We start from the raw sequence: 13,937 nt of genomic DNA, 5'->3' as shown, positions 1-13,937 counted from the left end.
ACTACAACTCATTGAATAATAGTAATTGTTATACTCTAATCTTCAAAATCAATATCTTCTTCATTTTCTATAGATTCAGCTTTTATCGGTTTTAGCCAATCTTTTCTAAATCTAGATAGAAGTCTTGCATTACTATAAGCCCAACTTAAAGGCAGTACCGTCTTGACCACATATAGATTTCCTTGCGTTTGGATCGGGAGCGCAACACTAGCTTCATCTTCATTATCTGGCTCAAGAAATAGTGGTAACAGTATTTGCAATTGTCTTTGCTTAGGACGGCATTGAGGTAGTGCTATCCTATTGCTTTGTTCCGCTAATTCTTTAGCCCTTCTAATTGCATCATTTAATATACCTAATCTGTAATTTTCTCGTAATTCCTGAAATTCTTGTGGAAATCGAGATATATTATCTTTAATCATATGCTGCTTTATTTGATTTTCATCAGGTACATCTAATTCCAAATCAGGATTATATACATAATTGGAAAAATTTTCTGGCTTACTGAAATCAACATATCTTGCTAACTTAGGTAATACAGCGAATTTTCTAGTAAACTCTCCTTGGCTACGGTCAAAAAATCCGAATAAATGCCATTTTTTCAAGCGTTCATTGTTCTTATAATTTTCGTTAACTTCAAATAAGCCAAATATGGGCTTGCTTAAATTTCTTGAAATTAATCCTGTGTTAAAACAGGCATATTTAGCATTTCTCTCATTACCAGTATCGTAAATTACTTTATTTTCTTCATCAACACGTTTAAACGTGTAATTTAAGTAATTTCTTAATATTGGATAGTTTGTTTCAAATGTTCCAATTATATTATTAACTGTTGAGCAATTAATATCTTCATATTGCCAATCTTCTTCTTCTGCCTTTTGCGCTAATTTGTCTAGTTTCTCTTCAAAAGTGTGGTCATGTAAAAATGCAAATTGATCTAATTTCCTTCCAGCTTGTGTCTGCATATCAATTTCAGAAGTGCTATTACGCTATAAGTTATAGATGTGTTGGTTCATTATATAACTTTATAATCTTAAAAAAGATGAGTGCTATTACGTAATTAATTCTGAAAATTATGATTAATTCATAAAAAAAAGGACGAACTCGAAAGAAAGTCCGCCCCTACTTACATAGTCTTACGCTGTTGCTCAATCCAAACCCAAATCTAAAATAATAAAATTTCGCTCGTTTTGTAGTCATGATTGCATTGTAAATTACTTTAATTCATAGATTCAAAGTCAATAAGAAGCAAATTTATTCCATCCATTATTATGGAAAAATTTTCTTCATGTATATTTAATTCATGAAAACATTTATCTCTATATCTTTCTTTTTCAGTAAAGTTAGTGATGGCTTTAAATAATGGCTTTTTTACTTCGTAGCTTTCTTCAGCTTTAGCAATTGCACGTGCGGGGATTTCGTTATTTACACGCAATATTGCTAAGTCAATCAAATCTCTAGATTGTGTACTTGAATCGTTCCATCGGTCAGCATTAGCCATTAGTTTTGATGTAAATCTATCGCTTATACTCAGACAAGGAATTTTTGTCCATTCTGGATAAACAGGAGGGTCTAAAGTAAAAATCCCATTGGCTACAATTTCTACTTTAATAGTTGTTTCATTGACTACAACAAGGAAACGAATACCATATTGATTTATTGTACTGTCACCTAATTCGATATCTGTTGTACTTTGAAATAATGCCACAATTCCTTCATCGTAAATCAAATTTCTTAAATACCTATAATTTTCCGTTTCATAAGGGAAGAGGAAATCAATATCTTTACTAAGCCTGTATTCATCATACTCTAATGTTAAGAGTGTACCACCGCCAAAGTATGCAGAAGCTTTTTTGAAAACTTCTGGATTGAAAGCATTAATAATTTTAAGTATATTATTATGATGATCGAGATGAAACATTTCAAAATCCGGTAATATCCAGGAGTTATATTTTTTTGCTAAATAATGAACAAAATCCTTTTCTTCTTGTTTTAAATTGTTGAAGGTAGTTTGATGATGCCAATTGCGTTGATACAATTGAACAATTTCTTTCTCACTCATTTGATATACATTTTTTAGCTGCCAACCAATAGACTCTAGAAATGGTAGCTTTTGTGGATTGAGCTTAAGCATAATTAACTCTAATGGTTAAATTTTCTCTAAGTTATGATTTAGCGATATCCACCTGATTGGAACTATTTTTAGGCGATCTTCCTTTGCGCCTTTGTGAGACAAAAAAGGCGAACTTTTTGGGTTCGCCTTAATTATATGCTGTTGCTCAATCCAAACCCAAATCTAAATCTTCGCTTCTTCTCTCACCAACTTATCCCAACCCAAATCTTTCAAATTATTATTGCGACGCAACGGACGAGTCACCAGTTCTAACATGTCACGCGCATTCGTAAAGCCGTGAATTTGAGCAAAAGTGAACTCCACAGACCACTTAGTATTAATACCCCGTGCTTCCAACGGATTCGCGTGAGCCATACCAGTAATTACCAAATCTGGTTTCAACGCATAAATCCGTTGAAGTTGATTGTAATTATCCGGCTTCTCCACAATCCTTGGCAGGGGTGAATTCATTTCTTGGCAAGTTTTCTCCAGCAATGCTAACTCAGCAGCTTGATAGCGCTTATCCATGTAGGGAATGCCGATTTCGTGAACAGTCATCCCACAACGAATTAAGAACCTTGCTTGGGAAATCTCCAGCAAGTTATCACCCATGAAGAATACAGACTTACCGCGAATCAGTTTCACGTAATCTTCCACGCTTGCCCAAATTTGGGCTTCCCGTTCATCCAAACCCTTGGGAGTAATACCAAACACCGAGCAGATTTTCTCAATCCAAGCGCGGGTGCCATCGGGGCCAATGGGGAAGGGTGCGCCAATGAGTTTACATTTGCGGCGGCGCATTAAGGTGGTAGCTGTGCGACTGAGGAAGGGATTGACACCAGCGACATAATACCCTTCTTCTAATACTGGCAGTTCAGTGAAGCGCTTCGCGGGTAGCCACCCGGAAACTTTGATGCCTTGTTTCTTCAGTTCCAAGGTTAACTGAGTCACCACGGGGTCGGGAAGGGAGCCAAAGAGAACTAATGGTGGATGATCTACGTACTCAGATTCATCTTGGGCAACATCTTCTTTCTTCTTACCGAAGTTTAGCAATTTAGCGATCGCATTCCGTTCGCTCTTCTCTGTTTCCGCCACTGGAGCCTTATCAGGGCAACGGTTAGCCATTGCTGCTAATACAGTGTCTTCCCCTTGGGTGAAGGCGTAATCTAGACCATTTGCCCGCGCTACTACGATGGGAATCCCGATTTCAGATTCTAGCTTTGGCGCTAAACCTTCTAAATCTGTTTTGATAATTTCGGTGGTGCAAGTACCAATCCAGACAATTACACTAGGATTGCGATCGCGTTTAATCTGCAAGCACAACCGCTTTAACTCTTCATAATCACTCAGCTGTGCGGAAATATCGCCCTCTTCCAACTCTGCCATTGCATAGCGGGGTTCAGCAAAAATCATTACCCCCATCGCGTTTTGCAGGAAGTAGCCACAAGTTTTTGTCCCAATCACCAAAAAGAAGCTATCTTCAATTTTTTGGTATAACCACGCCACGCAGCTAATTGGGCAAAAGGTATGGTAATTCCCGGTTTCACATTCAAAGCTTAAAGCTTCTGGTTGTTGAGCGATAGTCATTTTGGTTTTTTCTCCCCTTGATATTTAATGGCAGTTCAACCAATTTCAGATTTTAGATTGATAATTTTGGATTGAAGGCTGGGACAACAAAAGTATCCTCTGTCTAACGACAATTTCCCTAATTCCTCATCCAAAACCGTTCGACTGAGCGACTCGCCTTGAGCGGAGCCGAGGTAAGCCTAAGTCCCAAATCTAAAACTTAAAATTGCGAAGAACGGCAATAATTAAGCGTTGGGGAAGAGGCGGGCAATTTCTGATTCATCAAAAACGCCTGCTGGCAGTTCTTCCCCTAAAAAATCGTTACTTTCTTCAGCCTTTTGTAAAGCTGTTTCATCACCCCAGACATCTGATAACACGTCTTTAAACGCATTCTCATCTAGTGGACTATCTTCAAGCCCCTCATCTTCGTCTTCATCCAGCTTTACTTCCGTTACATCTGTTGTATCGAAGGCAATTTCCCCAAACTCATCTGCTTCTAAACTAGGGCTTTGGAGAGACTCATCTTTTGAGTTGTGTCCGTTAGTTAAGGAAATATCGCCAAAGCCATTTTCCGTTTCTTCCAACTCGCTGATTCCCAGGCTTTCATCCTCAGAATCCACCATTGCGAACTCTTGAACTACCGCCACCGCTGCAAAGCCATTTGTATGAGAATGTGTCAATGTTTCATCTTCAGGCTTTTCATCAATGACAGATGCTGCTTCTTCTACGTATTTTTCTACATCTGGGTTGACGACGAAGCGATTACCAAGAGCTAAATCTGGGTCAAAATGCAAATCCAGCACCTCAATTAGGGTATCGGCGTCAGGATTGAGTTTGGCAAAGGGCAGCATTAACTGCGCTAGTTTTGGCTCTAGGGCGTTAAGAACTCCCAGGATGAGGTAGGAAGGTGGTCGCTTCCCGCCATCAGGGGTGTACACCGATTCCACTTCCATGTGAAGGGTAATCCAGTCTCGATTATTCTGGAAAAATTGCAACCACTTTTGCTTTATTGAATCTGTAAAGCTGTGAAAGAATGCCATGTTATTGTCCCCCATCCTGAGAACTTGGTGATTTATACAATCATCAAGTCTAGTTCCTCTTCTGAATTAGGAACCTGGGGTTTACCCGGATTTAGATAAAAATCGGACAACAAAGAGAACAACTCCCGATCTGGTGTGTCATTAGGTACAACACCTTCGGGACGCGCTAGAATTTGGTCGGCGATGTTGAGATAGTAGTCGCAAACGTAGTCTAGGGAAGGATCTTGCTCTGCCATTTCAAACAAAGTCTTACCTTTCACACGGGAAACACGGATATCTTCAATTAAAGGTAAAACTTCTAGAACTGGCATGGGCACTGCTTCTATATATTTTTCAATCAAGTCACGCTTGGAGGTGCGATTGCCAATTAATCCGGCTAAACGCAGTGGGTGAGTTCTTGCTTTTTCGCGGACTGAAGCAGCGATCCGATTGGCAGCAAATAAAGCATCAAAGCCGTTGTCTGTAACAATCAGGCAGTAATCTGCATAGTTGAGTGGTGCTGCAAAACCACCGCAAACTACGTCACCCAAAACGTCAAAGAGAATTATATCGTATTCATCAAAGGCGTTGAGTTCCTTAAGTAATTTTACGGTTTCACCGACTACGTATCCACCGCATCCAGCACCCGCAGGTGGCCCACCAGCTTCTACGCAATCCACACCGCCGTAGCCTTTATAAATTACATCTTCTGGCCAGACATCTTCGTAGTGATAGTCTTTTTCTTGGAGGGTGTCGATAATTGTCGGAATCAAAAACCCAGTCAGGGTGAAGGTGCTGTCATGTTTTGGGTCGCAACCAATTTGCAGCACTTTTTTGCCACGTTTAGCTAGGGCGACGGATATATTACAGCTAGTTGTGGATTTACCGATACCACCTTTTCCGTAGACTGCTAGTTTCACTGTTGTTTCCCTCTTATAGCTTCTTGTCAAACTTGTGGCTCAAACATTTGCCTTCACCTTTCCTGAGATGGCGATGCGTGAGGTTTGTTGATCTCATTATTGGGCAAATTACCTAGAAAAGAAAGTAGCTCCTAATCTGTAAAACAGTCTCAGACGATGAATTAAAGCTTAATTAAATTTATTTAGGTTTTTATGAACCCTAAAGACCTTAAAAGCTATAAAAATAGATAATAAAAACTTTTTATTAATTATTTTTATAAAAATAGTTACAAAATAAAAAAAGCAGATTTCAGCTTTTTTGAATGCTTTTCATAGAATTAGCTGATAGTCGGACAACGTGCTTTCAAGGTGTTGAGGCGCAGAGTCAAGGGGAAACAGAGGTATATGCAGCCTGATGCTGGAAATACTACTGGAATTTGCCTTAGCGTAGCTCACCGTTGGCGTTAGCGTTGGCGTTGGAGAAACCTCTCGAAGAGAAGCCTCTCGTAGAGAAGGTATCGCAGATAAATTGCCAGTTTTCAGTCGCTAGTCACAACCATTTAATTGCTGCCTGAGAGTAAGTTAATGTGATTTTGTAAAAATTTATTAAATTACGAGATATTGTCTAAGATTATTAAAATCTTTCGGCTGCCGCCTTGTTCACAGGCGGCAGCCTAATGGGCATTCTCAGCCAGATACTGGGAAGGAGGCAAATCAGGACACCTCAGTTTCAAGTCCGTGGATTTCGTGTAATGTTTGCCAGCCAGCTTGCCACTGGGAGTTATCTTGTAATAATTTGGCATTTATCCAAAAACGGACTTTCTGATCGCAAGCAGCAACCATTTCGGCATAAACCCACTTAGCCTGATTTTTTCGATTGACAACTTGGAAGTGCCGCCAACCATCGACTTTTTGCTGTGCTGTCCACTTAGAACCAACTAGGTAAGGAAATTTTTGTTTTTTAGTCATTTGTTATTAGTCATTTGTCATTTGTCATTAGGTATTGGGAAAACACTTTCTTTATCCCCAGTCGCCAATACCTAATTAAGATGTCACCAAATCGCCATTACGGGTAAACTTCTGGCAATGCAACTCACTATCTTGCTGGACACATAGCGAAAACCATCTGATATGACTCCAGCAGGTATTGATGTTGTTGGTAATTTTGCGCTTTTTCTTGGAAAGGCGTTGTCTTACAACTTCATTAGGGCAAAGAATTTCTAACGTGCCTGTACCATCTTCGTAATCGACGATGCGAAATAGACAGTCTTGCAACATAGCACGGCTGCTGCTGTCGAAGAACCGCTTAAATCGCTGTAGCTTTTCCCCTTCGCTCATTTGGCTGATGGGTTTTATTTTCAAGAAATCTTCATCCTCAAAATCAAAGTCATTAAACTCAACGAGGTTGTCACCAACCCCGTTGGTCTTCAAAACCGTGCATGAGAGTTTCCAACTCACACGGCTCCTCAATGATTTGGTGCTTGTCACGCATACCTCATTACCCATTTATCCAAGACTTTTACAAGTTTTCTAGTGGGCTTAGGCTCGGCACTATTACAGCCGGATTTTATGCCGGGACTACCATCATTAGCAGTCTTTGTGTCGTGGCAATGTCGGTGAAGTAGTTGAAGATTTTTATACTCATCCTTTCCACCTTTTGATTTTGGGATGGTGTGGTCAACTTCCATCACATCGTTTTCACGGAAGAACAAACCGCAGTGAGTACATTTCCCTTTTTGCCTTTTCAGGAGTAATGCTACTCTGGTTGGGATTTCGGGGTTTTTACCCATTCTTGAACTCCAATAAACCAGATTTCCGTCGTATGGTGACGATTCGCCTTTAACTTTCACATGGCGCACTATTGTAGTGTCGGCATGGTTTAGTAACCGAAGTGGGGTTAAACCTTCCTTCCTGGTTGCGAATACCCAGTTATTACCGCCTATGGATTGCCAATACCTTTTTGACACCCATTCCCCGTTCTTTTTAGGGTGGCGGCGTTTTGCCCAAGCGTTTAACTTTTGGTACATGAGGTAGTCAATATCTGAGTAAGCTATCTTACTTACCACAGTCGCGTAATAGTTAGCCCATCCCCTAATTATTGGGTTTAGATGGCTGATTAGCGCCGCTTGCGGTGCTGCCTTATGAGCTTCAATAACACTAGCGATATGGTCGTAATGTACCTTCTGCTTTTTTTTGCTTGGAGTGATGAGGGTCTTAAATCCCAGGTTATATCCATAGGTATTTTTTCCTGATTGGTATTTTCCGACAGGAAATTGGCGTATATTAAAACCAAGAAAATCAAATCCTGGTCTTTCTTCCTCAAGAACGGTGAGGGTATGTGCCATCCTAGTTTTGCTGGGTTTTAGTTCCAGTCCCATGCTTTTTAACCAGTCCGAGATTATCTCCCTACATCTTTGGACAACGGTTATATTTTCGTGGAGAATCACGAAATCATCGGCGTACCGGATTAAGCTGAGGGCACTACGGTTCTCCTGCTTACCCCCTTTTAGCGTTTCTGCGTATTGCTTTATCCGTTCTTCCATCCCGTGAAGGGCAATATTCGCTAATAGTGGAGAAATGACCCCACCTTGCGGCGTACCCGTCGCACGGGTACGTGCGCCCGCTTCGCTATCAGATGTTGGAAACAACTGCTTACCATCCATCACTCCCGCTTTTAACCAAGTACGAACTTGTCGGAGGATGGTGGGAGATGTATTTAATTTTATTAGCAGTGCTTCCTGGTTGATGCGGTCAAAACATTTGGCAATATCCGCGTCTAGCACGTATTTAGGCTTAAACCTAATTGCGTTGAATATTGCCTCAACCGCATCATGGCATGAGCGTCCGGCTCTGAACCCGTATGAGTTAGGCTCAAATCGCGCTTCCCATTCTGGCTCTAGTGCCAGTTTGACTAGCGCTTGCAAGGCTCGGTCTTTCATTGTAGGTATGCCCAAAGGTCGCTTCTCTTCCGTTCCAGGCTTAGGAATCCATACCCGTCTGGTTGGGCTGACCTTTGTACCCAGGTTTAAATTTCCAATGAGTTCTGCACGTTGCTTTGGAGTCAGCGATTTAACGCCGTCTACACCCGCCGTCTTTTTCCCCTGGTTATCCTGGGTGATTCTACGAACCGATAAAGCTCTTGCTGACCAAGACTTCATCAGCGTCTTTTGGAGTCTGCGATATGCTTTTACATCACCACGGGCAGAGGCTTGATAAATTCTCTTTTGGAGCTTATACACATTACGCTCTAGCTTGCACCAGTTAATTTTGTGCCATTCCACCATCAGTTGTTGAGACTGTGTATTAGACATATATACTCACTAATTGGGACTTTATCATCCAAATCACCGTAAGTCTGTCTGCATATTCTGGGCATTACCCCAGACGTTCGCTTTTGACTTAATCTTTCCTACTCGCTGCATACGGTTAGCACCTACTCAGGGATTCGACCACCTGAGAACAGACGAGAGGTTATCTCGTTCCGAATGACCATACTATGTACCTTTAGAGTGATGCTATTCGCCGGGTTTATGGGAGGTGCTTATTGGTCAACGATCACACTTGCCAACTCCATATCCTGTGCCTTTTGGCTCCAGCGCATTTAGCCTTATTTCGCTGGTTCTTTGTAACGACGATTCAAGCGCATCTTCAAGCCGGGGCTTTACTCATGGGTACTTTGCTCGATGCTTACTAACTTAGGCTGTCAGTAATAACACCTTTTCACCCCGCTTCAGGCGTTGATGGCTAGTCTCAAACCTGGGGGTGATGCTTTCACCGTTGCACCTACGGGGTAGGATTTGAGGGTTCTAGGATAATAACTCTCACCTACATGGTCATTCAGTTGTCTTGGCGCAGCCTCTCCCTTTGGGAGAAGGTTCTGTTCCTTGCGGCTAATCCTCCAAACCCTTATGGATTTTAGTTTCTAGCCAACGATTCGCACATCATCTTCAAAGTTGTAGGGGTCAATCATTTTTAGCATCCACTATGCGACCTGGAATTATGGTAACTCTGTGTGGAGGCAGGAGGAGAATAGCGGGGGTAAGTTAAAAGAATTTTGTCATCACATCAATTCGATAAATGACTAAGGTTAGGATGGGAGAAGCTTTTGAGAAGTAAGCGGTATGACTTCAGCATCTAATGAACAAGCAACCATCGCCCGCACAGAACGAGGACTAACGATCGCAGGTACGCGCATTACCCTATACAAGGATTCCTAGAGCAAGTATTGCAGGAAGAAAATACGCCGACTTCGTTTCCTGTTATCACGATTAGAGATACCGATTGAGTTTTGAATGACCCTGATTACCGGGATCTCTGTGTTAATGGCCTACTTTAAATTGTTCAAAACACATTGAAAATTACATGGGGACACGTCGAATTTTCATTCCCTAAGTTGTTCTGCTTGTTGTGCAATGCAAAAGAATCGCATATGGGAAAATCGGAACTACGGGAAAATACGACTTTTACAAGACGTGAACACCGATCTAGGCGATCGCTATCCTGTTCTTACAATATCTATTAAGAATAGAAATTGTCTTTACTTGGTGTTCTGGTGGTAGCCTGCGACAAGCCACTACACCTTTATGTTCCTGAAAAAGCCTATGCAACCTACTAATCCTAACCAATTTACAGAAAAAGCCTGGGAAGCGATCGCCCATACCCCGGATATTGTTAAACAATATCAACAACAGCAAATTGAAAGCGAACACCTGATGAAAGCGCTGCTAGAACAAGATGGTCTAGCAACTGGGATTCTCACAAAAGCGGGTGTTAACCTCCAAAAACTGCGCGATCGCACTGAACAATTTTTTCAACGTCAGCCGAAAGTATCTGGTAATAGTACCTCAGTATACTTAGGACGGAGCTTAGATACACTTCTAGATCGAGCAGACGGATATCGCAAAGAGTTTCAAGACGAATATATTTCAATTGAACACTTATTGCTGGCTTACGCCAAAGATGACCGCTTTGGCAAAGCTTTATTCCAAGAGTTTGGTTTAGACGAAGGCAAACTCAAAAATACTATTAAACAAGTTCGTGGGAGCCAAAAAGTGACCGATCAAAATCCAGAAGGCAAATACGAAGCACTGGAAAAATACGGGCGTGACCTCACCGAAGCCGCGCGTAAAGGTCAACTCGATCCAGTAATTGGGCGAGATGATGAGATTCGTCGGACTGTCCAAATTCTTTCTCGCCGCACCAAGAATAATCCTGTGCTAATTGGTGAACCAGGTGTTGGTAAAACTGCGATCGCCGAAGGATTAGCACAGCGCATTATTGCAGGTGATGTACCCCAATCCCTCAAAGACCGCAAGCTAATCGCTTTAGATATGGGTGCTTTGATTGCGGGGGCCAAATTCCGGGGTGAATTTGAAGAACGCCTGAAAGCAGTATTAAAGGAAGTTACCGAATCTGGCGGCAATATTGTTTTATTTATTGATGAAATTCACACCGTTGTCGGCGCTGGTGCAACCCAAGGCGCGATGGATGCGGGTAACTTATTAAAACCGATGTTGGCGCGGGGCGAATTGCGTTGTATTGGGGCAACAACCCTGGATGAATACCGCAAATACATCGAAAAAGATGCCGCACTAGAAAGACGTTTCCAACAGGTTTATGTCGATCAACCTAGTGTAGAAGATAGTATTTCGATTCTACGCGGATTGAGAGAACGTTATGAAAACCACCACGGGGTGAAGATTTCTGATAGTGCTTTAGTTGCCGCAGCCGTATTGTCGAGTCGATATATTAGCGATCGCTTCTTACCAGATAAGGCAATTGACTTGGTAGATGAAGCCGCCGCGAGATTAAAAATGGAGATTACCTCCAAACCAGAAGAACTCGACGAAATTGACCGTAAGATTTTGCAATTGGAAATGGAGAAGCTATCGCTGCAAAAGGAAAGCGATGCCGCTTCTCGCGAACGTTTAGGAAGACTAGAAAAAGAAATTGCCGATCTCAAAGAAGAACAAAAAACCCTAAATACTCAATGGCAGTCTGAAAAAGATATCATTGACAAAATTCAGTCTGTGAAAAAAGAGATTGAACGGGTTAACTTAGAGATTCAGCAAGCAGAACGCGACTACGACCTTAACCGCGCTGCGGAGTTGAAATACGGTAATTTAACCAGCTTGCATCGTCAATTAGAAGCAGTAGAAGCTGAATTAGCAAGCACTCAAAGAAGTGGTAAATCACTATTACGAGAAGAAGTCACAGAAGCTGATATTGCCGAAATTATTTCTAAATGGACAGGAATTCCGATCAGCAAGTTGGTGGAATCGGAGAAAGAAAAACTGTTGCATTTAGAAGATGAACTACATCGTCGGGTAGTTGGACAAGAAGAAGCAGTCACAGCAGTAGCCGATGCAATTCAGCGATCGCGGGCTGGATTAGCCGATCCTAATCGGCCCATCGCTAGCTTTATTTTCCTTGGACCGACAGGTGTAGGTAAAACTGAATTGGCGAAAGCACTGGCGGCGTATATGTTCGATAGCGAAGATGCGTTGGTGCGAATCGATATGTCTGAGTATATGGAGAAACACGCCGTCTCTCGCTTAATTGGTGCGCCTCCAGGATACGTAGGTTACGAAGAAGGCGGACAACTTACAGAAGCGATTCGTCGCCGTCCTTACTCAGTGATTCTCTTCGACGAAATCGAGAAAGCACACCCCGATGTCTTCAATATTTTCTTGCAAATTCTTGATGATGGTCGCGTCACTGATGCCCAAGGTCATAAGGTGGACTTCAAGAACGCTATTATCATCATGACCAGCAACATCGGTTCCCAGTACATTCTTGATATCGCTGGGGATAACAGCCACTACGATGAAATGCGCCGTCGAGTCATGGAAGCAATGCGAAATAGCTTCCGTCCAGAGTTCCTGAACCGGATTGACGAAATCATCATCTTCCACGGTTTAGATAAGAAGGAATTGCGGCATATTGTGCTACTGCAAGTGGAAAGATTACGTCAAAGATTGAGCGATCGCAAAATATCTCTCAAACTATCGGATGCTGCACTTGACTTTTTAGCAGAAGTAGGATATGACCCAGTTTATGGAGCGCGTCCACTGAAACGGGCGATTCAGCGAGAGTTAGAAACTCAAATTGCTAAATCCATCTTGCGCGGCGAATTCAACGACGGTAACACCATCTTTGTTGATGTGCAAAATGAGCGTCTTTCTTTTAGTCGCTTACCTGCTGAAGTATTTACCAGCTAATTACACCTTATAAATCATATACAAAACCCGTTTTCTGAAAGAGATCGGGTTTTTTAATTATCTAGAGGAAAATGGGAATCCTAAATTATGTTCATAAAAGTAATTAGGAAAACTCTTTCCAAATCCCCAGTCCCCTAGTCTCTTTATACGAGGTGATAACTAATGATTAGTATAATTACACCAGTTTATAACGGTGAGAAATTTATAGAATCCTGTTTTCAAAATGTCATTAATCAAACTTTTGCAGAAGTCGAGCATATCATTGTTGATGGCGGTTCCAGCGACAAAACAATAGATATTATCAAACATTATGCCAATCAATATCCCCACATTCACTGGATTTCTGAAAAAGACCAGGGACAATCAGATGCAATGAATAAAGGAATTGCTATAGCACAGGGAGCGATTATAGGCATTTTAAATGTTGATGATTTCTATGAGCCAAACCTTTTGAGCCGCATCTCAGAACTATTTAAAACTCTACCAGAACCTAGCTTGATTGTTGGTAATTGTAATACGTGGGATCATCAAGACAAGCTAATTCATATTAATAAACCTAGACGGCTACGGTCAGTTGATTTACTGATGAAAAAGCAAATTAATGATGACGGAATTATTGATGCTGCTTTTCCTGTGAATCCATCTGCTTATTTCTACCACAAATCCTTGCATCAACAGATTGGAGTCTACAAAGTTGAAGAGCATTATGCAATGGATATAGATTTCTTACTTAAAGCAGTTAAAGTAGCTCATGTTAAATATTTTAATGAAACTTGGGGAAATTATAGATATTATCCAGGAACGAAAACTTTTGATGATTCTACAAATGGAACAAGTGAAACGCGAATCCAACAGTTGTTTAAGGATTATGCTAAAACACTCTCCTTTCGAGAGCAATGGGAGATACGTATAAATCGAATTATAATTTTTATTCCATTAAGAATTTTCTATTTTTCTAAATATCCGCAACGATTACCTCAATCAATTATGACTCGATTCATGAAATCGATTTCGTATTTAAACACTAACAGGACTTACGCAACTGGCACAATGCGATCGCTAATGAATAGTACGCATGTATTAAGTTGGTGAAAATGTATTTTATTGGCTTGACTCGACTTAG

10 protein-coding genes and 1 pseudogene are annotated in these 13,937 nt (G+C 41.3%); 3 read left to right on the top strand and 8 right to left on the bottom strand.

Features of this window, described 5'->3' with window-relative positions:
* Positions 1 to 35: 35 nt before the first annotated feature.
* The 8 genes from V7K44_RS22855 to ltrA all read right to left on the bottom strand — a co-directional run bounded on the left by V7K44_RS22855 (position 36) and on the right by ltrA (position 8,905).
* Positions 36 to 962, bottom strand: coding sequence for a DUF3825 domain-containing protein (locus tag V7K44_RS22855; protein ID WP_334934652.1), 927 nt, complete (start codon positions 960 to 962; stop codon positions 36 to 38).
* 254 nt (positions 963 to 1,216) lie between these two features.
* Complete coding sequence (locus V7K44_RS22850) at positions 1,217 to 2,131, bottom strand: nucleotidyl transferase AbiEii/AbiGii toxin family protein (RefSeq protein ID WP_334934650.1); 915 nt, start codon at positions 2,129 to 2,131, stop codon at positions 1,217 to 1,219.
* 162 nt (positions 2,132 to 2,293) lie between these two features.
* Positions 2,294 to 3,697, bottom strand: coding sequence for a ferredoxin:protochlorophyllide reductase (ATP-dependent) subunit N (locus tag V7K44_RS22845; RefSeq protein WP_334934648.1), 1,404 nt, complete (start codon positions 3,695 to 3,697; stop codon positions 2,294 to 2,296).
* A 224-nt stretch (positions 3,698 to 3,921) separates the two neighbouring features.
* On the bottom strand, positions 3,922 to 4,716 hold the full coding sequence (locus V7K44_RS22840; protein ID WP_334934645.1) for a DUF5331 domain-containing protein: 795 nt from the start codon (positions 4,714 to 4,716) through the stop codon (positions 3,922 to 3,924).
* A 32-nt stretch (positions 4,717 to 4,748) separates the two neighbouring features.
* Positions 4,749 to 5,615, bottom strand: coding sequence for a ferredoxin:protochlorophyllide reductase (ATP-dependent) iron-sulfur ATP-binding protein (gene bchL, locus V7K44_RS22835; protein WP_196528135.1), 867 nt, complete (start codon positions 5,613 to 5,615; stop codon positions 4,749 to 4,751).
* Positions 5,616 to 6,308: 693 nt separating this feature from the next.
* The gene (locus tag V7K44_RS22830; RefSeq protein ID WP_334934643.1) at positions 6,309 to 6,563 is read right to left on the bottom strand and encodes a TIGR02450 family Trp-rich protein; all 255 of its coding nucleotides are present in this window, start codon (positions 6,561 to 6,563) and stop codon (positions 6,309 to 6,311) included.
* A 75-nt stretch (positions 6,564 to 6,638) separates the two neighbouring features.
* Positions 6,639 to 7,052: a hypothetical protein gene (locus tag V7K44_RS22825; RefSeq protein ID WP_334934641.1), complete on the bottom strand. Its 414-nt coding sequence runs from the start codon at positions 7,050 to 7,052 to the stop codon at positions 6,639 to 6,641.
* 26 nt (positions 7,053 to 7,078) lie between these two features.
* On the bottom strand, positions 7,079 to 8,905 hold the full coding sequence (ltrA, locus tag V7K44_RS22820; RefSeq protein WP_334934639.1) for a group II intron reverse transcriptase/maturase: 1,827 nt from the start codon (positions 8,903 to 8,905) through the stop codon (positions 7,079 to 7,081).
* Between the two features lie 810 nt (positions 8,906 to 9,715).
* Between ltrA and V7K44_RS33280 the strand changes: the two are divergent.
* From V7K44_RS33280 to V7K44_RS22810, 3 genes and pseudogenes are all read left to right on the top strand, one after another.
* Positions 9,716 to 9,799: pseudogene (locus V7K44_RS33280) on the top strand (DUF433 domain-containing protein); the annotation flags it as partial.
* A 396-nt stretch (positions 9,800 to 10,195) separates the two neighbouring features.
* The gene (gene clpB / locus V7K44_RS22815) at positions 10,196 to 12,814 is read left to right on the top strand and encodes an ATP-dependent chaperone ClpB (RefSeq protein WP_334934637.1); all 2,619 of its coding nucleotides are present in this window, start codon (positions 10,196 to 10,198) and stop codon (positions 12,812 to 12,814) included.
* A gap of 162 nt (positions 12,815 to 12,976) precedes the next feature.
* Positions 12,977 to 13,906 carry a glycosyltransferase family 2 protein gene (locus tag V7K44_RS22810; protein WP_334934635.1) on the top strand — a complete coding sequence of 310 codons (930 nt, stop codon included), beginning with the start codon at positions 12,977 to 12,979 and terminating at the stop codon, positions 13,904 to 13,906.
* The last annotated feature ends 31 nt before the right edge of the window (positions 13,907 to 13,937 follow it).

Source organism: Nostoc sp., assembly GCF_036917235.1.
Classification (GTDB): domain Bacteria; phylum Cyanobacteriota; class Cyanobacteriia; order Cyanobacteriales; family Nostocaceae; genus Nostoc.
The sequence above is the reverse complement of the archived record's forward strand: the minus strand, read 5'-3'. Positions and strand labels throughout refer to the sequence as shown.

What these genes read in the sequence shown, in the direction of transcription:
- V7K44_RS22855 (WP_334934652.1), bottom strand. Translation starts at nt 962, where the DNA reads ATGCAGACACAAGCTGGAAGGAAATTAGATCAATTTGCATTTTTACAT.
- V7K44_RS22850 (WP_334934650.1), bottom strand. Translation starts at nt 2,131, where the DNA reads ATGCTTAAGCTCAATCCACAAAAGCTACCATTTCTAGAGTCTATTGGT.
- V7K44_RS22845 (WP_334934648.1), bottom strand. Translation starts at nt 3,697, where the DNA reads ATGACTATCGCTCAACAACCAGAAGCTTTAAGCTTTGAATGTGAAACC.
- V7K44_RS22840 (WP_334934645.1), bottom strand. Translation starts at nt 4,716, where the DNA reads ATGGCATTCTTTCACAGCTTTACAGATTCAATAAAGCAAAAGTGGTTG.
- V7K44_RS22830 (WP_334934643.1), bottom strand. Translation starts at nt 6,563, where the DNA reads ATGACTAAAAAACAAAAATTTCCTTACCTAGTTGGTTCTAAGTGGACA.
- ltrA (WP_334934639.1), bottom strand. Translation starts at nt 8,905, where the DNA reads ATGTCTAATACACAGTCTCAACAACTGATGGTGGAATGGCACAAAATT.
- clpB (WP_334934637.1), top strand. Translation starts at nt 10,196, where the DNA reads ATGCAACCTACTAATCCTAACCAATTTACAGAAAAAGCCTGGGAAGCG.
- V7K44_RS22810 (WP_334934635.1), top strand. Translation starts at nt 12,977, where the DNA reads ATGATTAGTATAATTACACCAGTTTATAACGGTGAGAAATTTATAGAA.